The sequence below is a fragment of the Aeoliella fuhlenseeensis genome (assembly GCF_052161615.1).
Taxonomy (GTDB): Bacteria; Planctomycetota; Planctomycetia; order Pirellulales; family Lacipirellulaceae; genus Aeoliella.
Genome location: NZ_CP197417.1, coordinates 956,014 through 979,826, shown reverse-complemented (window position 1 = coordinate 979,826; position 23,813 = coordinate 956,014). Strand labels below are relative to the sequence as shown.

Genomic DNA, 23,813 nt, shown 5'->3' with positions numbered 1-23,813 from the left:
TTTCTGACTTTTCAGACAGATTGTCTGTCGGCAACCCGCGGGCCGGACGGTAGGATGAAAGTCCGGCCGTTGTGCAGCCGGAGGGACACTTTTCCTAACATTTAAGATGTGGCTTCCTTACGGGGAGGAAGGTCGGGATGCGACTTGTATCCGCTACCATCATGGTGCTCGCGGCGCTGGTGTGCGCGCCGAGCTGGGCCGTCGAGTACTCCGAACGATCGTGGACCGACGACGAGGGGAAGTCGGTGAGCGCCAAGCTGCTGCGGCTCTCGGGCAGCACCGCCATTCTCGATCAGGACGGCAAGATCGTCCGCGCGCCGGTTGGTCGACTGAGTGACGCGGACCAGGAGTGGATCAAGAAGGTCCGCGAGCTAAACCGTTGGCGCGAATGGACGATGATCGATGGCACGAAGCGTCGGTTGAAGTTCGAGAACAAAGAGGGAGACGAAGTAACGCTCAAAGAAGGAAGCGCGTCTGTCGAGTTGACCATCGACCAATTGAGCGATGTCGACCGCCAGTTGCTCGCCACGGTGTTCGACACGGCTACCGCCACGGCACCGGGGTTTGAGAGCCCCATGGCAGGTGGAACAGGAGCCACCGAATCGCGCGAGTGGACCAACTCGAATGGTAAGAAGATCGACGCGGAGTATCGTGGCGTCGAGGGCGAGAAGGTCGTGTTGTTCTTTCAGAACCGCGAGTGGCGAGTGCCGCTTGCGCAGTTCTCGCAAACCGATCAGGATTGGGTGGCGCAGCAGAATGCACCGCCGAGTTCGGGAACGCCCAATTCAGGAAATGGTTACGGTGCCCCTTCACCTCCTCCTCCTCAAGTAGCGGCCGCGCCGGCCACGTTGTTTGAAGCCGCGCAGCACCAGATCCGGGGTCGAACCAATCCGGGGTTCGATTCGAGCGCGGCCAGCCCGATAGAGTCCACACCTCCAGACCCGATGGCGGCCCACAACGCGGCGATGGAACGTATGGAGCAGAATCGGCTGGAGAACGAGCGACGCGCCGAGGAGCAATGGGCTGCGATGCGTGGGCAGCAAGACGAGATGGATAGCATGGCCTCGGCACCATCGACGCCATCGCACTCAGCGCCCAGTCCCCCCGAGTCGTTCTCTCCCGGCCCGTCGATGCACGAGCCCACCTTCCCAGCGAGCGCCCCTGCCGATCCCGGATCGGGAGGGGTGATGATGAACGAGTACACTTGCTCTTCTTGCAATCACACTTGGCACACGGCGAGGGAAATGGGCGCTGGCGATAAATGTCCCAAGTGCGGCATCACCTTTGACTTCATGGAAGACGAAAACGGCAAGATTGTCGAAGAGACATCCACCGGCAAAGCGAAACGCTACGGCGGCATCGTGAAGCTGGTGATTTTCGCCGTGATGGCGGTGGGTGGCCTGCTAGCGAAGTTCAGCCGATAGGGCGAGCGTTCGTTCCAGGCGTTTGCTGGTCATCTGCACTTCCCTCTAAGCAGCTTGGCCTCGATAATTGCTGCACCTCGGCTTCGCGGCCGAATCGGTCGTGACTTGGTCGGAACTGGTGCAGGAGTGTAACATGGCCAAAGTGCTGGGCTGGGGCTGGTGGTTCGCCAAGCCCTTCTTGATTGCCTACCTCGTGGTGCTGCTGGTCATGACGTTTCTCGAAACCTGGCTCGTCTATCCCGCGCCCGAACCGACGTTGGGCGACTGGGTGTCCAGCGTGTTCGACCATGAGGATGTTGAGTTTCAGTCGGCGGATGGGACGCGGCTGCATGGCTGGTTGTTCGAGCATCCCGATCCGAAGCAAATCGTGCTCTATTTTCACGGCAATGGCGAGCACGTGGCGTTCAACGCCGATCTGATGGACGAACTTCGCGACGAGCTCGACGCCACGGTGATGGTGTTCGACTATCGCGGCTACGGCAAAAGCGAGGGCAAGCCGAACGAAGCTGGGGTTATCGCCGATGGCATGGCGGCGCAGCAGTGGCTCGCCGAACGGGCTGGCGTACCCACGAGCGAGATCGTGCTGGTGGGTCGCTCGCTGGGTGGTGGTGTGGCAATCGCTGCGGCGGAGAAGCTAGGTGCCAAGGCGCTGGTGCTGCAAAGTACCTTCGCCACGATGGTTGATGCGGCGGCGGTGCACTACCCGTGGCTCCCCGTGAAGCTACTCATGCGAAACCGTTACGACTCGATTGGCAGGATCGCGGCGTACGATGGCCCCGTGCTGCAAAGTCATGGTACGAGCGACGAGGTGATTCCTTACAGCGAAGCGCGGCGATTATTCGAAGCGGTGCTGTCCAAGCAAAAACAGTGGGTCGACGTTCCGGGTGGATATCACAACACGCCGCAGCCAGCGAGCTACTACCCGGTGCTGCGGGAGTTTCTCGAAGGCTTGCCAAGTGTCGAACCTGCGGATGGTAGTGGGCGGTTGCCCGCACAGCTGTTGAAGGGGGAGAAATCGCCCTGAAATAGGCCAAACACCCGGACCAGGCCGCAAATTCCCCGCATTTTACCCGATCGACAGACAAGGACCTTTGAGCTACTCTGTTGTGTCGCGACTCGGCCTTCCGATAGTGTGAAGGAGGTCGTGATGCCCCGCCTCCCTCCCCCATCGGGCCCCGCCTCGGCCAGTATGCCAGCTTTCAGTCTCAATCCGATCCGCGCCGTCGAGCGTCTGCTGGTTTACCCCGCCCCCGCGAAGAGCAAAGGCGACTGGGATCCCAAGTGGATTGAGCAGGAGGATGTCTGGTTCGAATCGGCCGACGGCACGCCGCTGCACGGTTGGTTTGTGCCACACCCCAAGCCCAAGCAAATCGTGCTCTACTCGCACGGCAACAGCGAGCACGTGGGCAACCAAGTTAATTTACTCTTGCGTTTGCAGTCGATGCTCGACGCCACGGTGTTGGTGTACGACTATCGCGGCTACGGCAAGAGCAAAGGCCGACCCACGGAAAAGGGTTTGGTGGCCGACGGTTTGGCGGCCCACAAGTGGCTGCTCGATCGCACCGGTGCAAGCGCGGACGACGTGCTGGTGGTGGGTCGGTCGCTGGGTGGTGGCGTGAGCGTTGCGGTTGCTGCCGAGCGTGGCGCGAAGGCGCTGATTCTCGATGCAACGTTCCCCCGTATGGTCGACGCCGCGAGCTACCACTACCCGTGGCTGCCGGTGAAGACGCTGATGCTCGACCGATACGATTCGCTAGCGCGGATCGAAGCGTACGAAGGCCCGCTGTTCCAGTCGCATCGCACGACCGACGAGGTGGTGCCGGTGAAGCTCGCGCGGAAACTCGCCGAGCGTGCACCCAGCGCGACGAAACAATTCTTCGAGATCCCCTACGGCACGCACAACGAACCGCTGCCGCCGGAATACTACACGGCCCTCGAAGGCTTCTTAGAGCTCGTCGAGCAAAATCGTTCGTACGGCGACGCCTCGCGCGCCGAGGACGAGTTGCTGCAAGCGAACTAGGGCTCTCGTGGCGTAAGCTTCCAGCTTGCGGTCTTCTCGGCAAATCGGGCTCAGAGAGCCCTCCCACAATTTTCTTACACGTCGATGATCGACTCGGGGACTTCGCGGAGGAACATGTAGATGGTCACGCCGAGGCCGATGGCTTGTCCGAAGGATCCAGCAACGGCCATTTCGATTCCCATCTCGGCCGACAGATAGACGAGCGTCACCGAGACGATCACCGCCATCGAGAACAGGAACGTCCCGGTGAGGCTCACCGTTTCGCCCGGGGATTGCCACCAAGTTCGCATCTCGTGGAAGAATCGGTACGCGAGCAGGATGTAAAGCACGCTATTGAACAGGGCATATTGCTGCAGTGCCGGGAGCACGATGAACGCGTCGTACAGCCCGTGTAGCACGACAGCCAGCAGGAACGTGGCGACCGCTTCGCCGGCTCGCTCACGCGGGTTCCAGATGCCGCGGCAAAGGGCGAGGCCTACCAAGCCGGTAACGGAAAGGTGAAAGAAGTTGGCGGTGAGGTAGCGCCCTGGCGCGGCGAAGGCGCTGCCGTAGAAGTAGCTGACGTTCTCTTCCATCGCGAACCCCAGTCCCACGCACGCCGCGACGAGCAGGGCTTCGCGTTCGCTCCGTCGCCAGATGATCCACGGCACGAGCGGCAAGAAGAGGAGTAGCTTGGAAAGTTCCTCTCGGAGTCCGACTCCGAGGATAAAGAAACGAAGCCCCGGGATGAGCTCGGTGGATTCTTCGAGCCCCATGCCTGCTTCTTGCCACCAAATCAGAAACAGCGTGGGCCAGACACTCGCGATGCCGAGCACGACGCCGATGGCCGCGAGGTACCAGCGGATGCCGGTGGGGCGATAGGGCTGGCCGGCCTGCAAGAGGAACGTGAACCAGCAGATGCCGGTGATGGCCGCCAACACTGTGGCACCGGGCGAGACACTGAGCCACATCGCCGTCGGAATGCTCCACCACAGTTCGGCCCATCGCTCTTCGGATGCTAGCAACTGCTGCTGGCTGAAGTGCTCGCCGAACTGCTCGTGTTGTTGCTCTTGGTTCGGGGTAATCTCCACCTCGGGCTCGGGTGCTTGCACCGCGAGGGCCACCATGACGCCAATGGCCAGGATCGCCACGACGACTTTCCAAAGGAACTCCGGCTGGCGGGTGTGACGGCGGAGGTAGGGCTGGAGCTGCATACCGGGAAAAGTTTTGCAGGAATTGATTCGGGAAAGCGGCGAGTATAGCACGATTCGCTCGGTATTCCGCCCCGAACCACGTTTCACGCCGGGGGGACGATTTGGTATGATCGGGCGAACACCAGACGCCACCACCGCACGGACGCCCCCATGCCCCGCGAAACCATTCTCTCCGCCGACGACTCCTGGGACGACGATTTGCCAGAGGAATCGTTGCACTTTAAGCCGCTCGAAAAGGGGGGCGAAGAGGATGTAGCGCTCCGCCCCAAGCGGATGAACGAGATGGTCGGCCAGCGCCAGGTCGCCGAGCGGCTTCGCATTGCCGTCGACGCCGCGGCGAAGCGGGGCGAGCCGCTGGGGCACATCCTGCTCGACGGTCCGCCGGGGCTCGGCAAGACCACGTTCGCCACGTGCATACCCCGCGAGCTGGGCGTACCGCTGCAGATTGCTAGCGGTGCGGCGCTCGCTGCGCCGAAGGACCTGCTCCCCTACCTGACCAACGCCGAGGAAGGCTCGGTGCTGTTCATCGACGAGATCCATCGCCTGCCCAAAGCGGTCGAGGAGTTCATGTACCCGGCGATGGAAGACTTTCGCATCGACATCACGCTCGGCGAAGGAGTCAACGCTCGGACCGTGAACATGAACCTGAGGCCGTTCACGCTGATCGGCGCGACGACGCGAACGGGTTTGCTCTCGGCACCGCTGCGGGATCGCTTCCAGATTCGCGAGCACCTCGACTTCTATTCGCTCGACGAATTGATGGAAATCGTCCGCCGCAACGCCGCGAAGCTTCGCACCGTGCTCGACGACGACGCCGCCCACCAAATTGCCCGCGCCAGTCGCGGCACGCCACGCATCGCGAACAACCGCCTCCGCTGGGTTCGCGACTACGCCACCAGCAAAGCCACCGGCGACATGACCGGCGAGGTAGCCACCGCCGCACTCCAGATGCTCGGCGTCGATCATTTGGGGCTCGACCCCCAGGACCGCAAGTACCTGGAGACGATCCTCCGCGTGTTCCACGGCGGTCCGGTCGGCGTGGAAGCCGTCGCCCACACGCTCAACACAGCGTGCGACACGCTGACCGACGAGGTTGAACCATTCCTGCTGCGAACCGAGCTAGTAGTCCGCACCCCCCGCGGTCGCAAGCTAACGACCAAGGGTTATGAGCACCTGGGCCAATCGCCCCCCGCAGCGTCGACTTTATTCGCGAGTTGACGGACGTGGGGAACAGGAGCAAACGGAGAGAACAGAGAGAAGAAAGATTTTTGAACAGAAGGGAACGAAGAGAACGAAGAAGAAAATGAAGATTGATTCTACCTGAATATTTATCTCCTCCGTGCCCTCTGTTGCCTCCTGTTCTTCTAACTCTTCCTTCGTTTCCTTTGTTTCCTTCTGATCGTATCCGGACGCCATTTTTTTAAGCCGGGGAACAGGAGGCAACAGAGAGAACAGAGAAGAGGGATTATGAACAGAAGGGAACGAAGAGAACGAAGAAGAAAATAAGGATTGGATTCTTACTGAGTCTCTTCTTTTTTCCTCCGTGCCCTCCGTTGCCTCCTGTTCTCCAAACTCTTCCTTCGTTCTCTTCGTTCCCTTCTGTTCATAACTCTTTTCTCAATTCGCGAACATCTGCGTGATTCGCGGGCCGTCGCTTTTCCTGATGGCTCCCGAGCTCTTGGGAGACCGGCTACAAGATTTCCGAGAATCTTCTTGACTCTCACCCGTGAAATCTATAAAACCAAATCTAACGAAACAAACTTCACGCCGCGGAGACTCTTCTTATGGCGCGACCTAAGGCTACCGAGCTTACCGAGCGTGAGCTCGAGCTCATGCATTTGTTCTGGGACCAGGGGGCGATGACCGCCATGGATGCCCGGGATCGACTCGAGACTTCGGGGCGGGACTTAGCGTACACGACGGTGGCGACGCTCCTCAAGATCCTGGTCGACAAGGGCTTCTTGGCCCAGACCGGCGACCAGCGGCCGTTCCTCTACGAGCCCCTCAAGACGTTCGACGACGTGTCGCAGCGGCTGGTGACCGACATGGTGCAGCGGGTGTTTCAAGGTTCGCGCGAGGCGATGCTCGTGCGGCTGCTCGATGGGCGGAAGCTCACCAAGAAAGAGCGCGAGGTGCTCGAACAGATTCTCGAAGGGGGTGCGAAATGAACATGGCAACCATCGTGTCGTGCATCGTGCAAGTGACGTTGTTCGCAGCCGCCGCGGGGGTGGTGTACCTCGTCGCTCGCCGGCTGCATGCGTCGCTTGGTTCGATCACCGCGGCGCTCAGCCTCGCGCTGGTGCTGGTGCTAACGGTGCTCGCCGCGAGTCCTTGGCCTCGGTGGGACTTCTCGGCGCGCACCGCGAACATGCAAGCGGAGGTTCGTGCGGTTCCGATATCCCCAATGGAAATAGCGGACGTGGACGACGGTGCTGCGCCAATTGTGAACGCCGTGGAAGCTCCTCCGCTTGAATCTCCCCTCGCAGCAGCGTGGAGTGCTTTCGCGACGGCGATTGCGGAGCCTTCCCCCGAAGTCGCGCCGGCCGAAACGACGCCAGCCGCATTCTCGTGGCGAACGGCCGTGCGGTGGTTGCTCATGGCCTGTATCGGCGTGGGCCTCGTTCGCTTCGTGTGGGGTGTGTGGGTAGTGCGTAGTTTGGTAGGCAGCAGTAAGCCTCTTGGAGATGACGACCACGCGGCGGCCGAACTTTTGGACATCCTGCAAGCCAAATTGAGCCTCACGCGAATCGTCTCGCTTCGCGAGTCCACGACCATCGCAACGCCGGCGACCGTCGGTTGGCGGCGGCCGACGATTTTATTGCCGGCGTCGTGGCGTGATTGGACTCCGGACGAACTCGAAGCCGCGCTCGCGCACGAGCTGGCCCACATCGCGGCCCGCGACTATCGCTCGTGGCTGGTGGCCCGCCTCGCGGTGGCGGTGCACTTCTACCATCCGCTGGTCCACTGGCTCGCGCGGCGATTGCAGCTCGAACAGGAACTGGCCGCCGACGCGATGGCGGCCCAAGTGATTGGCGACCGGCAAACTTACTTGCGTTCGCTGGCATCGTTGGCCTTGGCAACGCCCCACCACCGCCTGGCAGGCCCCGCCCAGACGCTTATCCCCGGCCGATCGTTACTCATGAGGAGAGTCGAAATGCTCCGCGAATCGAGAAGATCCACCGCGTCCGCCACTTCACGCCCCGCCGCGAGACTGGCGACGATGTTCGCCGTGGCGTTGCTCGCCGTTGGCGTGGCGGGTGTGAGACAAGTGGCGAGTGGACAGAGTGGGCCTGGCGCTGCTGTGGCTGAATCATCCGAGCAGCAGTTGGAGAAGGTGCCACGGATTGGCTTGGAAGTGGTGCCGGACAATAGCTTGGCGGTAGTTTCGATACGGCCCGCCGAGGTTTTCACTCAACCCGCCTACCGCGAATTGGCTACGAAGATCAACGACGTGATGCCACCTTTCTTCAAGCAGCGAGGCATAACCATCGCCCAGATCAGTGAGGTGCTGATCGTCTTCTACGGTCAGAATAATGCTCCACCACGTTTCGTCCTCCGATTCACTCAGCCTAAGGCGTGCGAGGCGTATATTGCCGGCACTGTTGAGGAGATGAAGAGTTCATCTGGCTTCAACGCCTCCAATCCACCCCTTACCTGGGCTACCGATGATCAGAGACTCACGAAGATCGACGAGCGTACGGCGGTACTCGATCAAATTGTCCGCCAAGGCTCCAGCCCCCAGTCCTTCCCCCCTGTGCTGAAGCCCGAACGAGGATGGGAAGCGGCGTGGAACGCGGCCGCGGATTCACAGGTCACTGCGGCTCTGGATGTCGAAACGCTCTACAGGGTCGTCCTGCGCGACGAGCCGGATGAGATGATGAACATGCCGTTAACTATGTTCGCTCCCGTGATAAAGGGTACCAACTGGTGCGTGGCGTCAGTCAACATGAAGGAATCGCTCTCGATCAACGCCATCGCCGAGTGCAAGGACGAGGCGAGCGCCAAGTCGGTCGCGGCGACCAGTCAAGCGGCGAAAGTACTGCTGGGTAACTTGGCCGAGCAGCAGCGTGCGGCGGCCAAGCAGCAGATGCTGCCGGGCATGGCGGCGTACCAAGGGACGATTGACTCGCTTTTCGACTTGGTAGCCGAATTCTCTGCGGACGCTCAGATCGTCGCTGAAGGGGATGAAGTAAAGCTAGGCTTCACCAGCAAGAAGATGGACGCCGACAAAGTGGCGATCGCCACCGGACTATTGATGCCGGCCGTCGAAGCCGCTCGTGAAGCAGCACGGCGCTCGCAGAGCATGAACAACATGAAGCAAATCCTGCTGGCCATGCACATGTACTATTCAGCGTACAATCACTTTCCACCGGCGGTGATCTACGAGACTCTGCCCGACGGCAAGAAGGTCGCGCGGAGTTGGCGAGTAGAGTTACTCCCTTATTTCGGCGACGAAGCCCTTTACCAGCAGTATCGCAAGGACGAACCGTGGGATAGCGAGGCCAACAAGCAAGTGCTCGCCAAGATTCCGGCGATCTACCGCGCTCCGTCGGACGATCTCACGTCGACTGACGCCGGGTACTTTGTGCTCACCGGTCCGACGACAGCGTTCTCCACCGAAGGCGAAGGAACTCGCATGGAAGACATCACCGATGGTACGTCAAACACCATCGCCCTGGTCGACGCCAAGCGTGACATTCCGTGGACCAATCCCGAAGACATTGCCTACGATGCTGCGAAGCCTCTGCCAGAGTTTGGTGGTCGACATCCGGGTATTTTCCTAGCCGGTTTCACCGATGGAAGTGTGCAAGCAATCGCCAATGAGATCGACCAACAAATGCTCCGATGGATGATCGAGAAGGCCGATGGAAATCCCATCAACCGCGCCGAACAAGGCATACCGGCTGCCGAAGCAACGGCGGAGCTGGTTCCAGAAGAATACCGCGAGCCCACTCCACAAATCATTCCTTCACCACAGTGATTGGCGGTCGGATGGATGCTTGCAATAGCCCCGCCCAGGCTTGGGCGGGGCTATTGGCCTTCCACTTGCCGCGGAAATCCGCGGGCGGTGGGGGGATTGTCGAAATCGGGCGGGTGCGCTTTATACTTGACGTTCCTTCCTTCGGAACGCGCACCTTCCCTTGAGCCCCCGCCGTGCTAGATCCCTGCCAGTTGCTTGCTTACACGCTTTACGGTCAAGAGATTCAGTGGGGCGATCTTTCCGTCATTGGCCTCTTGATCGTGCTCGAAGGGGTGTTGTCGATCGACAACGCGCTAGTGCTCGGCTTGTTGGCAAAGCGGTTGCCGCCGGAGTATCGTACGCGGGCGCTGACGTATGGACTCGTCGGTGCGTTTGTATTTCGATTCCTTGCAGTCGCTACGGCTACTTATCTTTTGCAATGGCGATGGGTGAAGTTGATCGGCGGTGGCTACTTGGTGTTCATCGCGGTGAAGCATTTGTTCTTCGAGTCGCAAGAAACCGGCGATGAGCAGATGGCCGTCGACGAGTCGGGCCAATTGACGATGGTCGACTCGCAGACGCACCAGCCGCTTAGCGACGAACAAGAGATTACGGAGATCAAAGAACGCGTACCAATGCCGATGCCCGAGAGTGTGGTGCACTCTTCTACGAAGGGCTACGCGAAATTCTGGCCCACGGTGCTGGTGATCGAGTTCACCGACATCGCGTTCGCGGTCGACTCGATCCTGGCGGCCATCGCGCTGGTGGGCGCGCCGCCGGCCGATCATCCCGCTGAGTCGCTGCACCCCAAGCTGTGGGTGGTGATCTCGGGTGGCCTGATGGGGGTGGTGCTGATGCGTTTCGCGGCGGCGATGTTCATTCGCCTCTTGGAACGCTTCCCTCGGTTCGAAACCGCGGCGTACCTCTTGGTGATTGTGATTGGCAGCAAGCTGCTGGTCGACTGGGGCTTTAACTCCGCCGAGCATCCGCACGTCGTCGACTTCCACGACTGGCAGCACCCCGCGTTCTGGGTGTTCTGGGGTCTGATGCTGGTGAGCTTCTGCGTGGGGTTCTTGCCCTCGCGGAAGAAGAGCCACGCTTAGCCAGCGACAGCCACTTCGCCGTCTCGTAGCGCGCGGCGATCGTGCCACCACAAGAAACCGAAGACTACGACGATGGCGAGTGACGCCCATTGGTAGGCGGTGAGTTGCCCCCACATCTCGGGCTCGGGACGGATTTGCTCGCTCGCGAAGCGATAGATCGCGTAGCTGATGATGTAGAGCTTCATGAGCTGCCCGCGAAACATGCCGCGCCGCTGCAAGACAAGTAGCACGATCGCCATCGCAAAATGAAACGCCGATTCGTAAAGCTGCGTCGGGTGGCGTGGCAGCGAGTCGATCGCCGGGAACACGACGCCCCATGGCAACGTGGTCGGCGTGCCAAAGCAGCACCCGCCCACGAAACACGCGAGCCGCCCCACCGCAACCGAGAGCGCGACCGGCGCGGCGAACGTGTCACCCGTCTTGGTGCGGATGCCAAGAACCCATTTCACGAACTCCACGCCCGCGTAGCCACCGACGAGCCCCGCGAGGATCGTCTTGCCATTGGAAAGCCACGCCGCGGCGGTCCAGAACTCGGCCTCGCCAAACAGCGCGAACGGCAACTTCGCCCCCAGCATCGCCCCGCAAAACGCACCCACGCCAATCGCGAGCTTATCCTCCCACGGCATGGGAAGCGACCGCTGCGAGAGTTTCAATAGCGCCGCCCCCGAAGCGACGGCGAGGAACATGATGAGCGTGTACATGGAGTGAATGACGAAGCACGAATGACGAATTACCAGTTGCAACTACACGCGTTCTCATCCTAAGGGAGCTAAGACCATCGTGTCATCCTGAGGGAGCCTAGGCGACTGAAGGATCTCCTTCGCCATTTCTTAGCCACGGATAAACACGGATGAAACACGGATAGGAAGTAGGGTGACACGGGTCAGGGTCGGAACGGAAATAGGAACAGGAGGCAACGGAGAGAACAGAGAGGCACAACAAGTCAGTTATTTCTTACTTCGTTCTCTTTGTTTCCTTCTGTTCAAAAAATAGCCGAGGATATTTAACAGAAGGGAACGAAGGAAACGAAGAAGAGTAGGGAATACGAATCCGCGCCAATCTCCACAAATGCTTTATTAGCGAAGATTAGTGTTCCCAAATGCTCTTATGAATCATCTCTGTTCTCTCCGTTTCCTCCTGTCAACAATCCGTGTTTCATCGGTGTTTATCCGTGGCTAAGAAATGGCCGGCAAGATTCTTCGGTCGCTGACGCTCCCTCAGAATGACACGGACTTCTAGCTTTCTTTCGAGTGGCACATTCTTTCGTCCCTTAACTCAGGCAGCTTCACGTGCCCTTCGCGATACAGCACGTTGTAGGCGCTGAAGGGGATGATGTGGCCGCTGGGGAGGACGAAGTGGACGCAGGACTTCATCAATTGGCGGATGTCGAAGTTGTAGGCGTCCATGAAGCTGGTGGTCGTGATGCGGAACATGTCGCGAGGGTCGAGGTCTTCGGTGAGCGCACGCGAGATGAACTCCGCACCGATCTCTTCGAGGGTTTGTTCCTTAGCCGACGACCTACGTGTCGTCGGAATGTCCGCGAGCAAAGGCAAACCATTCCCTGAATTTTGTCCGACGACACGTAGGTCGTCGGCTATGGGTTTCTCGTCGCTCGGGTCGCAGCAACCTCCTGCGCCGCAGCATTGGCGGTTCATCACTTCTTGGATCAAGTCTCGCGCACGGGGGCGGGTGTAAGTGATGCGACCTGAGAGCAAGTCGATGTGTTCGGAGATGTCGATCAACCGAGCGAGCGGCGTCACTCGGCCATTCGCGCGGTACGCGTACGCCACGGTGTGAGCGTTCGGATGCGCACACGGCAGCGGCGTGAAGTCGCTTTCGGCCCACCGCCCCGCGGTTTCGCGATCGATCGCGTGAATGATGTCCGGAAACGTCACGCGGTCTTCCAACTCCTCCGGCAAGAAGTGCCGACCCGTGTAACACGCGGGCTGGAAGCTGACGCCCGTGATCCAGGGCCTTTCGGCGGCGAAGTCGAGCAACTGCGCGAGCCATGGATCGTCGTTTCCGAAGTTCACTCCTGCTTGCAGCGTGGCGACGAGCGTGACGTTGACGCCCAGTTCGCCACACGCTTCGATGCACTGGAGCTTGGTGTCGAGCAATGGCTCGCCGCGGAGCGATTGGTAAATGCCGTCGTCGAAGCCATCGAACTGCAGGTAGACTTCGGCCCGTTTGCGGTACTCGGCGACGCGCTCCAAAAACTTTCGGTCACGGGCGAGCCGCACGCCATTGGTGTTGATCATCACCATGTCGATGGGCTGCCCGCAGGCGTAGTCGAGGATGTCAAGGAACCGTGGGTGGATGGTTGGCTCGCCGCCAGAGAGTTGGAGCAGCTCGGGCTGCCCCTCAGCGGCGACCAAATGGTCAATCGCGCGCAGGCAGTCGTCGTAGCTCAAGTGCTTGAGTCCCGGCGCGCTCGACGCGAAGCACATGGGGCATTCGAGATTGCAGTTGGCGGTGATCTCCAAGAGGCCCAGGCACGTGTGCTGCTCGTGCTCGGTGCACAAACCGCAGTCGTAGGGGCAGCCGCGGTTCGGTTCGATGGCCATTTCGAGCGGCACCTTTCCGGGCGCGCTGCCAACGTGCCGATCGAACCACGATGCGTCGCTACAAATAAAGTCCTCGCGCATGCCATGCACTTCGCACCGCTTGCGAAAGTAAACCCGCCCCCCACGGTTGATGATCTTCGCGGGGACCACGGCAAGGCACTCGGGGCAGAGACTTTGCGTGGTGCCGAGGAATTGGTAGTCGCGGAAGTTCATTTGTTGGCCCACCATCTATTAAGTGCCCACACGGGAAGGAAGCCAACGAGGAGAAATACGATTGTCCCGACGAAACCACCGGTCACAAAGTTCCCATTGGTGCCTTCGATCGCAACGACAAGGCAAGTATATCCGCCCGCTATCAATCCCGCCGGCACCAGCAGCACGGCTGCCAACGCCCACACCGCCAACCGCCCGTGCGATTGTGGGCGAACTTTCCGAACTTTGGCAATCGGGGTTTGCGGGGCCTTGTAAGGATTTTCGTCAGGCGTCGGCGAACTATCAGAAGGTTTGTTCATGAATGTGCCGAGCCCTTACAACAAGGCGCAGGTAGCAACGCGACCACGATCTCAATTGCAATGGTCATCATATTGCTCCTCACCGGTCCATCCACTTTCTCAAGAACCGGACAACTACCCATCCCGCCACGATGGCTCCGACAACAAATCCGAAGAAGGCCGCCAACATGATCACCAGATAGTTGTCTTGCGGTGCCATCATCGCAGCGGGGACCATAGCTCCCCAACAAGTGATGTACCCACCAATGATCGCGGCGACCGGAACCAAGAAGACCCCAAGGGCGAAGAGCATAACGCGCCGCTTTTCGCCGCGGCGATCAACCGACGTTTGCGGTGCGTCGTAGGGGTTGGGCTCTGGGGGTGGCGGATGATCTGGTGATTGGTTCACGATTCGATCTCGCGATTGCGAACAAGGGAAAGCTGCTGCCAAGTCATCGGCGAGTACCGATCAAGACGAGCAAAAAGATCGTAACCCCGGCCGCTACGATCGCTCCCAGACCGACTGCAATAAAGAAGAGCACCACACCTGCCTCTTCGTTTCCCACGGCCGACAAGGCCCCCAGTCCGGCGAAGCAGCCGACAAAACCACCGATCGCGGCCGCGATGGGCACTAGCACTAGCCCCAAGAGGATCAGCAATACCCTCCGGCGACGCTGACGCATGGGATCATCCCGCTCCATAGGGCCCGAGTATCGCACCGGTTGCTGCGGCGGTTGGAACGGGTTCTCGTCGGGACGCGGTAGTTCAGGGGAGGACATGAGTACGGTCCGTCGTGGAGCAGCTTGTGCTTTTACGTTGGTCCGACGAGGTGTAGCTCGTCGGCTATTGGGTTCCTTTTCCAGCATTAGATCAGAACTAGTCGACGCGCAGCAATTGGAATCGCCAACGTAGCCGGATTCGCAAGAATTCGGGTGCATCTCGGTGCGCCCCGGACTCTTGCGAGTCCGGCTACCTAATCTCCACACACTTCAGTCCAGCGTCTTCTTCCAAAACGCCATTGTCTCGGGCGGTGACCATTCTGTTGGGCCGCGGAAACCTTGCGACCAGTACAAGTGTCGGCCGCGAGGGTTGTCGTAGCGTACTTCGAGCGTTATCGCGTGGCAGTTGGTCGCGCGGGCGTGGGCTTCCACGGCTTCGAGCAGTCGGCGACCGATGCCTTGGTCGCGATAGCCTTCGACGACGGACAGGTCGTGGATGTTGATCCGAGGTCGTGCGGCGAACGTGCCGTACATCCAGAACGCCGTGGCGCCGCCGACCGGTGTGTCGCCGAGCCACGCGACCCAGCCAAGTGCCCCGGGGTGCTGGGCGAGTCCGAGGGCCATCTGATTGCAGATCTCGACGCCCAAGGTGCCGCCACTCCCCATCTCGTCGCACGCGTAGGCGTCGACCATCGCGACGAGCGCGGCGACCTCGGCGGGCTTTCGAAAATCGACTTGGCGAACGGTGATTTCGGGCATGGCGATATCGGGATATTGAGATCGGTGGCAGCCGAGGAGTGCGGAAATGGCTGCCAAATCGGGCGATTCTGGCGGAATCAGGACCTTTTACGGACTTCTTACCATAGAAAACGGCCTCGGGGGCTATGGCCACTTAGGGCCAGCACCCTCCTCTCATCTTACGCGATTCCGCCACCCGGCGTGCAAATTCGCAGGCGGTCCACCGACCTTCGGTGAGGCTCTCGATGAGGGCAGCCCCACAGCTTGTTATTTCTCTGAAACACATCTGGGAAAGGTACGTCTCATGAAGCGAACAATTGCGGTCATGGCCAGTGCATTGGCGATGACTCTCTTTGGTCACGTCGCCAGCGGCGCGATCATCACGACCTTGAATGAAGGCAACGACTGGGCGTTGCAACGAAACAACAACGTGGTAGACAACCGAATTCTCGTGAAGAATTCCAGCAACAACGGTGGAGACCGCGTCGGCATCATGACGTTCGACTCGTCCGCGCTGGGACCGGTGACCGCGGCTTCGGTTCGTGTCGACCTCGAGCGGTTTGCGACGGCCACTGGAAACATCGCGGCTGGTGCCACCAACCAGTTTCTCGCAGGAGAAACGCTCGAACTCTGGGGCGTTCCCAACGGCCACGCCAGCGAAGCCCTCACCCAGCCCGCCAATAACACCGCCGGCTCCTGGGCCACCAATCCCTTCATCACCGACGCCGACGCGACCAACAACAACGTCGCCGACGCCGCGCTGACGTTCCTGGGATCGATCACGTTTGGCGTCAACACGAACGGCGACGTACTCGACTTCGCCGGTCCGGCGATCACCTCGTTTGTCCAGGCGGATGACAACAACGTTCTCACGTTCCTGCTCACCGCAGTGGGCAACACGGCCGACGCCCAGACGCCGCTGTTTTACAACGACAACTCGTCGGCTACGCTCGACCCCGTGCAGTTCTATCCCTCGGTGATGACCAACGGCGACGCCGTGGTGCCCGAACCTTCGACGATCGCCCTCGCCGGCCTGGCAAGTATCGCCCTGGTGGCGGTGGGCCGCCGCAAGGCCTAAACCCGCCTGAAAATTCGACGATTCGCCCAAGAAGCCCGTGGCGAGCGCCGCGGGCTTCTTGCATTTCCGGAAGAGCGTCTGCCCGGCCGGTGAAAGCTCGAAAAACTGCCGTTTTTTCGCTGGTTTCGAGGGATCGGGCACTGGCCGGGGCCATTGACACTTCGCGGCTATTTGCGGTATCCTCCTTGGTTTCGCCCCGACCTACCAGCTCCCGTATTGATACCTGAGGCCCGACGATGGCTGTCCCCAAGCGTAAGCATTCGAATTCGCGTTCCGGCATGCGTCGTTCGCACGACCAGATCAAAGGCAAGCAACTGCACGCCTGCCCCAAGTGCGGCACGCTCATCCCGAGCCACGTGATTTGCCCCAACGAAAACTGCGGCCACTACATGGGTCGCCAGATGGTTCAGTCGGCCTCGTAGTCCACTCAAAGTCTGATTTCTAGTTTAGCGATCAGACAGAAGGAGCTCTCACTTGGCGGCTAGAACGGCATTCTTGTTTCCCGGCCAGGGGGCACAGTCGGTCGGCATGGCCGCCGAGCTTTGCGCCGAGTTCCCTCAAGCACGCGAGCGATTCGCCGAGGCGAGCGAGATCCTTGGCTACGACCTGCTGGGCATGTGCACGGGCGGGCCAGCCGAGCAACTCGACTCCACCGCACACAGCCAGCCGGCGATCTACGTTGCGAGCCTAGCGGCCCTCGAGCGTCTCGACGCCGAATCGCCCGACGTGGTGGACAACTGCGTCGCCACCGCCGGATTGAGCCTGGGTGAGTACACGGCCCTCGCATTCGCCGGAGCACTGTCGTTCGCCGATGGCCTGCGCGTCGTCGCCGAGCGAGGTGCCGCAATGCAGGACGCGGCCGAAGCGGTTCCGAGCGGCATGGTAAGCATCCTCGGCATGGAACTCGCCGACATCGAGACGATTGTCCGCGAAGCCGCACAGGGCGAAGTGCTCGCTGTGGCCAATCACCTCTGCCCCGGCAACATCGTTATTTCGGGCACCACCAGTGCCTGCGAACGTGCCGCGGAACTCGCCGAGCATGGTGGTGCGATGCGTGTGGTGCCGCTGGCCGTTGCGGGGGCGTTCCACACCGAACTGATGAAGCCCGCCGTCGCGCGACTCGAAGCGGTGCTCGAAACCGTCGACCTCCGCCCGCCACGTATCCCCGTGATTTCCAACGTCGACGCCCAGCCGCACGACGATCCCGTCGAAATCCGCCGCCTACTCGGCGAGCAAGTCGTCAGCCCCGTTCGCTGGGAAGATTCGATGCGGCATCTGCTCGCGGATTACGGCATTGAAACCTGCTGGGAGATCGGCCCGGGGCGCGTGCTGCGAGGCCTGATGAAGCGCATCGACCGCAAGTTCCCCTGCGAAGGCGTGACGGCGTAGCAAAGGGGTCAATACTAAACTTCCAGCCGTTGTGCCATTCTGAAGGAGCCTAGGCGACTGAAGAATCTACTCAACCATGGCAACCAATTTTCTTCGCGAGCAACTTTCTGAGGAGTGCTGATTAGATGGCAAACCGAGATCCTTCGGTCGCTCAGGCTCCCTCAGGATGACATGCCACTACTGAACCGAAGAACTATCTCCAACTATTCAATAAGTAACGAACGCAATGCCCAATCTCACCGTCGATCTCACCGGACAAACTGCCCTCGTGACGGGCGCCTCGCAGGGCATTGGCAAGGCGATTGCCCTGGCGCTCGGCAAGTCCGGGGCGAAGGTCGCGTGCCTCGCTCGTAATGCTGAGAAGCTTGCCGGCACGGTCGACGAGATCAAAGCCGCGGGTGGCGATGCGATGGTGATCGCCGCCGACGCCACGGACAGCGCCGCAGCGGAAGCCGCGGTTGAGAAGGTGGTCGCCGAGTGGGGACAGCTCGACATCCTGGTGAACAACGCGGGCATCACGCGTGACACGCTGCTCCCCCGCATGAGCGACGACGACTGGGACGCCGTGATCGCCACGAATCTTCGCAGCGTGTTCCTCTACACGCGTGCGGGTGCGGGGGCCATGATGCGGACCAAGCGCGGGCGAATCATCAACATTTCGAGCGTCTCGGGCCTGATGGGCAATCCGGGCCAAGCGAACTACTCGGCGTCGAAGGCCGGCATCATCGGCTTTACTCAAACCGTGGCTCGTGAGCTCGGCAGCAAGCGTCGGCAGATCACCGTGAACGCTATTTGCCCCGGGTTTATCGCCTCGGACATGACCGACGCCCTGGGCCCCGCGCTCGAAGAAATGGTGAAGCAAAAGATCCCGCTAGGTCGGTTGGGCGAAGCGGACGAAATCGCCCAGGGCGTGCTGTACCTCGCCAGCGATGCCGGTAGTTATATCACGGGCCAGGTGCTGGTGATCGACGGCGGCTTAACCGCCTAGCGGATAGCGACTTACGACCCGATGCCAGCAAACCCAAGCCGGCTAGACTTTACGGGCGAAACGCGGTATATCTTGACCACTCTTGTGCAGACGCTCTATCTTGAGGAGCTACGCACAATTACCCCACTGCCAATTTACCGAGGCCGGTGACCCACCGGAACGCAACAGAAACCAGGGCGAACCCCGACTTTCTGGACCTCGCCTTCGACAACATCCAGCGGAAGATTAAGGAGGACCTGACGTGGCCTCAGTTTTGGAGCGCGTTGCAGACATCGTCGCCGAGCAACTCGGTGTCGACAAAGATAAGATTACCCCCGAGACCTCGTTCGTGAACGACCTCGGCGCCGACTCGCTCGACACCGTCGAGCTAGTGATGGAGCTGGAAGAAGAGTTCGACATTAACATCCCCGACGACGCGGCTGAGAAGATTCAGACCGTTGGTCAGGCGGTGGATTACATCGAGGCCAACGGCAACGGTTAATCAAAACCATGCCGGAAACCAACACCGCGCCGACAATTTCGCCCGCGGTGCGCGAAACAACCGAGGCGCACGCTTCAGCAACGTGCGCCTTTTCTATTGAATAAGGTTCTGAGGTGAGGAGGCGAGTTGGTCGAACTTCGAATTCCGACTTCCTGCCCAGTAACTTACTAACCTACTCACTTACTCACCTAGTTCCGGAAAGCGACAGAAGATGAAACGGCGCGTGGTAGTTACCGGCATGGGAGCAGTGACATCGCTGAGCCTCAAAGTCGGCGATTTGTGGGAGAAGGTTATCGCCGGCAAGAGCGGTATCCACGAACTCAAGATCTTTGACACCACCAACCACAAGGTGAAGTTCGGCGGCGACATCCACGACTGGAGCCCCGACGAATACATCGACCGCAAGGAAATCAAGCGGCTCGATCGCTTCACCCAGTTCGCGCTGGTCTGTGCTGTCGACGCGGTGAACGACTCGGGCCTCGACTTCTCGAAGGAAGATCCGTTCCGCTGCGGCGTGATCATCGGCTCGGGCATCGGCGGCCTCAACGAAATCGAAGAGCAAGTCGGTCGACTGATCACCAAAGGCCCCGACAAAGTCTCGGCGTTCACCATTCCCAAGCTCATGGTCAACGCGGCCGCCGGTCACGTGTCGATTCGCTATGGCCTCAAGGGCATCAACTTCGCCGTCGCCACGGCGTGCGCGAGTGCCACCAACGCGATGGGTTCGGCGTTTCAGTCGATCCGCTCGGGCGAAACCGACATCGTCATCACCGGCGGCACCGAAGCGGCCTGCACGCCGATGGGCCTCGCCGGCTTTGCGAACATGAAGGCCCTCAGCGAAAGACATGACGACCCGCAAGGTGCCAGCCGTCCGTTCGATGCCCAGCGCGATGGCTTCGTGCTCTCCGAAGGCGCGGGCCTCGTGATCTTCGAAGAGTACGAACACGCCAAGGCACGCGGCGCGCACATCTACGCCGAGATCCTTGGCTACGGTGCGAGCGCCGATGGTGGCCACATCACTTCGCCCGACGCCAACGGCACCGGCGCTGGCCGCGCGATGAGCGAAGCCCTGAAGGACGCCGAACTCAGCCCCGAGCGCGTCGACTACATCAACGCCCACGGCACCAGTACCCCGCTGGGGGACAAGGCCGAAACAACGGCGATCAAGAACGTGTTCGGCGACCACGCCTACAAGCTCAGCGTGTCGAGCACCAAGAGCCAACTCGGACATCTGCTCGGTGCGAGTGGTGGTGTCGAGATCATCCTCAGTATCTTGGCACTTCAGCACAATCTCTGCCCGCCAACGATCAACCTGCAGAACCCCGACCCCGACTGCGACCTCGACTACACGCCGAACGAGCCCAAAGAGAAGCCGCTCAGCGTCGTGATGAGCAATAGCTTCGGCTTCGGCGGCCACAACGCATCGCTCGTCGCCGGCCGGGTATAGCCGGGTCGATCGCGAAATCTGGGATTCGTCGACCGTGTTTGCGGAGCGGCTGTCGGACACACTCGATATACAATAACGAGGGTGTACCGTCCCTTCCGCTCGCCTACGAATCTCGACGTCATGCGTGCCCCATCGTCGTTCCTTGGGATCATTGCGATCTTATTCAGCGCGATGCCCTGTCTCGCGCAGCCTTACACGGGCCTTGTCGTGTTCGGCGATAGCCTTTCCGACGCGGGCAATTCGACCTGCGTCTCGCTCGGCATCGCGCCGGGCTCCGCATACTGGCAAGGACGATATTCGAATGGCCCCGTGTACGTCGAGCGACTCTCCAGCCTGCTGGGCCTTGGCGAAGTGAAGTGCAGCGCCTCGGGCGGCACCAACTTCGCCTCGGGTGGAGCGCAGACCACCGGCACGCGGGGCAATCGCGAGGCGTTTGTGGACGATCTCGACGAGCAACTCGCTCGCTATTTGAAACGCGACAAAGTCGATCCAGGCGCGCTGTATATCGTGTGGGTCGGGGCGAACGACTTTCTCGAAGGCCAGCGCGACGTGAAGGTGCCGATTAAGAACATCATCACAACCATGGAGAAACTTTACGATGTCGGCGCGCGACGATTCCTGGTGATGAACTTGCCGATGCTCGGAAGCTCACCGCGTTACCTTCGCCGGCCCGATCGCGGCAAGATGATGAATCGGCTGACCAAGGAGTTCAACAAGAAGTACAGCCCCGCGCTCGACAAGCTGGAGAAGAACCTCGCAGAGATCGAGCTCGTCCGCTTCGATGTCGAAGCCTACTTCGACGATGTCGTGGCGCACCCCGAGAAGTACGGGCTCGAAGACGTGAAGCTCTCCGCCGCGCCGGGGCTCGATGTGGGGACGTTGTTCTATAACAAACAAGTCATCTCCGCGACACCCGAGAAGTTCCTGTACTGGGACATCGTCCACCCCACGACCACCATGCACGCCCAGCTCGCCGACGCGTTATTCGAGCGTCTTCAAGAACACTACGAGTCGGTGAGTCTCCCCGCTGCGCAGTAGTTGCGACGTGACAATTCGTCGCACCCGTGGAACTGGCAATCGAGCGAGCCTACACTGGGCCTCATGTTTCGGTTTCGGCGGATTCTCAGAACAGCTTGGCCTCGACGCGGAGTGGCGTTGCTACTCGCGTTCGCGTACGGCTACCTCGTGGCCGGTGTTCCGCTGCCGAGCGTGGTGAAGCGGACGACCGAGCGCTACCCGTGCGAGAATTGCTCGTGTGGCTGCGGGTCGGCCGACGAGTGCTGGTCGCATTGCTGCTGCCACACGCTCGCCGAGCGACTCGCGTGGGCCGAGCGCGAGGGCGTGACGCCTCCAGCCTACGTGCTGGCACAAGTCGAATCCGAGCTCGCCAAACCGGCCTGCTGCCAGGCGCAAAGCAGTTGCTGCAGCACGAAGGGGACGCAAGCTTGCTGTGCCAGTAAGAAGGCGAAGGACTCCCAGGATTCGGGCGTTATCGGTTGGCGAGCGCTCGCTTGCCAGGGACATAAAATGGGATGGCTGGTTGCTACGCCGACCGTTGTGTTCGGCGTCGATCAGTTGATTGTCACTCTGCCACGCGTCACGTGGCTCGGCCCGCATGGGTCAGACACGGCTCCTTCTCTCTCCTACCCGCCCGCCGAGCCACCGCCTCGACTTCTTGTGGGCTGATCGTACTACGCGCTCCCCTGCCCTGCTGCGATTGTCTTGTGCATCGCAGTGACAGGAACTCTCTGCGCCGCAACTTGTCTTGCATCTTTGCAAGTCAACGTGGCAACGCATTCTCTACGATTTACCTCCAAGGAGTTTTTCCATGAAGTGGTTTACCACAACTTTCGCGATTGCGCTATTCGCTTCCACGCCGGTGCTCGCGCACGGCCCGCAAATTCAGATCACCAATACCGATGACAAGATCGTCACTCGTGATCTGTTTGGCGATGGCTCGTATACAAGTCCCACGCCGGCGCGTTCGGTCTACGTCATGCCGGTGCTCGAAGACCTTGGCATCTGGTACACGCGGCCGAACACCGCCGAGCGCCCCGTCATTGGCGGTCCGCAGTACTACTCGGGCCCTGGGCTAGCGTACGGTTCGCAAGTCGGTACCACCGACGCGTTCGCTGCCGGAGGCGTCTTCACGCTTTCGCTCACCGATGGTCTCTTGGCCTGGAATGGCATCGCGTTCGACGATCCCGGCACCGAACAGGTGCGGGCGTTTCGTGGTTCGCCGACATCGATGTCCGCGACGGCCACGACATCGGACAGTGGCCCGTTCGAGTCGTTGGCGTTCGCCGCGATTGCCACTGGTTACAACAGCGAGGCTCACGCCACAGCGCGGTATCAGTTTCTCGGCGATGGCGTTGATGCCACCACCGAGCCCGACGATGGCGTTTACCTGTTGAGCCTGAAACTGTCGACCAGCGAAGAGAACATCGCCGACTCGGACGAGTTCTACTTCGTAATGCACAAGAACGCCCCGCACGCCGACATCCGCGCGGCGATCGAGTCGCTCGGCGTTTCGCCCGCATCGGTGCAGGTCGTCGGCCAACTGATCCCCGAGCCATCAGCGCTCGTGATCGCGGCCGCGGCCATCGGTGGTGTCGCTTTGTGGCGTAAGCGAAAGGCCTAAACGATGCTTCGCAAACCAGGCTTTACGCTGGTAGAGCTGCTGGTTGTGATTGCCATCATTGCCGTGCTCGTTGGTTTGCTTTTGCCTGCAGTGCAGAGCGCGCGGTCGTCCGCGCGCTCTGCCTCGTGCAAGAACAACCTGCGGCAAATTGGCATCGCGATCCATCAGTTCGGCAACCTGCACGATGGCGAGTTCCCCGAGCTCGATCATGCCGGCTCAGGGGGCGTGTACGCCGAGGATTCACCATCGTGGATCTTCACGCTGGCGCCGCACCTAGAGAGCGTCGACGAGATCCGCGTCTGTCCGAGCGATTTGTTCGGCGGCGACCGGCTACGTCATCGACTCACTAGCTACGTGATCAACGACTACCTCGCCGGCAAGGTGCAGGGACGAGTGCGAAACATCAACAAGCTCTCGAGCACCTCGCAAACCATCGCGGTGTTTGAGATCGCCGATCCCAGCACGTCGCACAACGACGTCCGCAACCAGTACGACCACGCCCACGCGAGTGGCTGGTTCACCCCGTCGGCCATTTCTTTCGGACTGGTCGAATCGCTCGTTCACCGAGATATCTCGA

The 23,813-nt window shown here is 60.5% G+C and carries 22 protein-coding genes and 1 pseudogene; 17 read left to right on the top strand and 6 right to left on the bottom strand.

What is annotated here, in order from left to right:
* Positions 1-137: 137 nt before the first annotated feature.
* From SH292x_RS03895 to SH292x_RS03885, 3 genes are all read left to right on the top strand, one after another.
* Complete coding sequence (locus tag SH292x_RS03895) at positions 138-1,424, top strand: hypothetical protein (protein WP_442484275.1); 1,287 nt, start codon at positions 138-140, stop codon at positions 1,422-1,424.
* Positions 1,425-1,557: 133 nt separating this feature from the next.
* Positions 1,558-2,448 (top strand): alpha/beta hydrolase, encoded by an 891-nt coding sequence (locus SH292x_RS03890; RefSeq protein ID WP_442484274.1) that lies wholly within the window; start codon positions 1,558-1,560, stop codon positions 2,446-2,448.
* 123 nt (positions 2,449-2,571) lie between these two features.
* Positions 2,572-3,444, top strand: coding sequence for an alpha/beta hydrolase (locus tag SH292x_RS03885; protein ID WP_442484273.1), 873 nt, complete (start codon positions 2,572-2,574; stop codon positions 3,442-3,444).
* A gap of 74 nt (positions 3,445-3,518) precedes the next feature.
* Here SH292x_RS03885 and SH292x_RS03880 read toward each other — a convergent pair whose 3' ends face one another.
* Complete coding sequence (locus SH292x_RS03880; RefSeq protein WP_442484272.1) at positions 3,519-4,637, bottom strand: PrsW family glutamic-type intramembrane protease; 1,119 nt, start codon at positions 4,635-4,637, stop codon at positions 3,519-3,521.
* Between the two features lie 150 nt (positions 4,638-4,787).
* Here SH292x_RS03880 and ruvB point away from each other — a divergent pair, with 150 nt between their 5' ends.
* The 4 genes from ruvB to SH292x_RS03860 all read left to right on the top strand — a co-directional run bounded on the left by ruvB (position 4,788) and on the right by SH292x_RS03860 (position 10,700).
* The gene (gene ruvB, locus SH292x_RS03875; RefSeq protein WP_442484271.1) at positions 4,788-5,855 is read left to right on the top strand and encodes a Holliday junction branch migration DNA helicase RuvB; all 1,068 of its coding nucleotides are present in this window, start codon (positions 4,788-4,790) and stop codon (positions 5,853-5,855) included.
* A gap of 566 nt (positions 5,856-6,421) precedes the next feature.
* A complete protein-coding gene (locus SH292x_RS03870; protein ID WP_442484270.1) occupies positions 6,422-6,805 on the top strand; it encodes a BlaI/MecI/CopY family transcriptional regulator in 384 nt (127 codons plus the stop codon).
* The gene (locus SH292x_RS03865; RefSeq protein WP_442484269.1) at positions 6,802-9,618 is read left to right on the top strand and encodes a M56 family metallopeptidase; all 2,817 of its coding nucleotides are present in this window, start codon (positions 6,802-6,804) and stop codon (positions 9,616-9,618) included. Before SH292x_RS03870 ends, SH292x_RS03865 begins: the two co-directional genes overlap by 4 nt.
* A gap of 173 nt (positions 9,619-9,791) precedes the next feature.
* Positions 9,792-10,700 (top strand): TerC family protein, encoded by a 909-nt coding sequence (locus tag SH292x_RS03860; RefSeq protein ID WP_442484268.1) that lies wholly within the window; start codon positions 9,792-9,794, stop codon positions 10,698-10,700.
* Here SH292x_RS03860 and SH292x_RS03855 read toward each other — a convergent pair.
* From SH292x_RS03855 to SH292x_RS03835, 5 genes are all read right to left on the bottom strand, one after another.
* Positions 10,697-11,401 (bottom strand): prolipoprotein diacylglyceryl transferase, encoded by a 705-nt coding sequence (locus SH292x_RS03855; protein ID WP_442484267.1) that lies wholly within the window; start codon positions 11,399-11,401, stop codon positions 10,697-10,699. The two genes, SH292x_RS03860 and SH292x_RS03855, sit on opposite strands and share 4 nt — an antisense overlap.
* A 534-nt stretch (positions 11,402-11,935) precedes the next feature.
* Complete coding sequence (locus tag SH292x_RS03850) at positions 11,936-13,492, bottom strand: radical SAM protein (protein ID WP_442484266.1); 1,557 nt, start codon at positions 13,490-13,492, stop codon at positions 11,936-11,938.
* 363 nt (positions 13,493-13,855) lie between these two features.
* Complete coding sequence (locus tag SH292x_RS03845) at positions 13,856-14,164, bottom strand: hypothetical protein (RefSeq protein WP_442484265.1); 309 nt, start codon at positions 14,162-14,164, stop codon at positions 13,856-13,858.
* 43 nt (positions 14,165-14,207) lie between these two features.
* Positions 14,208-14,534, bottom strand: coding sequence for a hypothetical protein (locus tag SH292x_RS03840; protein ID WP_442484264.1), 327 nt, complete (start codon positions 14,532-14,534; stop codon positions 14,208-14,210).
* 210 nt (positions 14,535-14,744) lie between these two features.
* A complete protein-coding gene (locus SH292x_RS03835; RefSeq protein WP_442484263.1) occupies positions 14,745-15,233 on the bottom strand; it encodes a GNAT family N-acetyltransferase in 489 nt (162 codons plus the stop codon).
* 283 nt (positions 15,234-15,516) lie between these two features.
* Between SH292x_RS03835 and SH292x_RS03830 the strand changes: the two genes are divergently transcribed.
* The 10 genes and pseudogenes from SH292x_RS03830 to SH292x_RS03785 all read left to right on the top strand — a co-directional run.
* Positions 15,517-16,290, top strand: a complete 774-nt coding sequence (locus tag SH292x_RS03830) for a PEP-CTERM sorting domain-containing protein (RefSeq protein ID WP_442484262.1) — start codon at positions 15,517-15,519, stop codon at positions 16,288-16,290.
* A 236-nt stretch (positions 16,291-16,526) separates the two neighbouring features.
* Positions 16,527-16,712 carry a 50S ribosomal protein L32 gene (gene rpmF, locus SH292x_RS03825; RefSeq protein ID WP_442484261.1) on the top strand — a complete coding sequence of 62 codons (186 nt, stop codon included), beginning with the start codon at positions 16,527-16,529 and terminating at the stop codon, positions 16,710-16,712.
* A gap of 52 nt (positions 16,713-16,764) precedes the next feature.
* Positions 16,765-17,679 carry an ACP S-malonyltransferase gene (fabD, locus tag SH292x_RS03820; protein ID WP_442484260.1) on the top strand — a complete coding sequence of 305 codons (915 nt, stop codon included), beginning with the start codon at positions 16,765-16,767 and terminating at the stop codon, positions 17,677-17,679.
* Between the two features lie 226 nt (positions 17,680-17,905).
* Complete coding sequence (fabG, locus tag SH292x_RS03815) at positions 17,906-18,667, top strand: 3-oxoacyl-[acyl-carrier-protein] reductase (RefSeq protein WP_442484259.1); 762 nt, start codon at positions 17,906-17,908, stop codon at positions 18,665-18,667.
* 241 nt (positions 18,668-18,908) lie between these two features.
* The gene (gene acpP, locus SH292x_RS03810; protein ID WP_252854891.1) at positions 18,909-19,148 is read left to right on the top strand and encodes an acyl carrier protein; all 240 of its coding nucleotides are present in this window, start codon (positions 18,909-18,911) and stop codon (positions 19,146-19,148) included.
* Between the two features lie 211 nt (positions 19,149-19,359).
* Entirely contained in the window at positions 19,360-20,595 is a 1,236-nt protein-coding gene (gene fabF, locus SH292x_RS03805; protein ID WP_442484258.1) for a beta-ketoacyl-ACP synthase II, read from the top strand.
* 120 nt (positions 20,596-20,715) lie between these two features.
* Positions 20,716-21,633, top strand: a complete 918-nt coding sequence (locus SH292x_RS03800) for an SGNH/GDSL hydrolase family protein (RefSeq protein WP_442484257.1) — start codon at positions 20,716-20,718, stop codon at positions 21,631-21,633.
* A 111-nt stretch (positions 21,634-21,744) separates the two neighbouring features.
* Positions 21,745-22,281, top strand: a complete 537-nt coding sequence (locus SH292x_RS03795; protein ID WP_442484256.1) for a hypothetical protein — start codon at positions 21,745-21,747, stop codon at positions 22,279-22,281.
* 142 nt (positions 22,282-22,423) lie between these two features.
* The gene (locus SH292x_RS03790; RefSeq protein ID WP_442484255.1) at positions 22,424-23,236 is read left to right on the top strand and encodes a hypothetical protein; all 813 of its coding nucleotides are present in this window, start codon (positions 22,424-22,426) and stop codon (positions 23,234-23,236) included.
* Between the two features lie 3 nt (positions 23,237-23,239).
* Positions 23,240-23,476, top strand: a pseudogene (locus tag SH292x_RS03785) (type II secretion system protein); the annotation flags it as partial.
* Positions 23,477-23,813 lie beyond the last annotated feature (337 nt).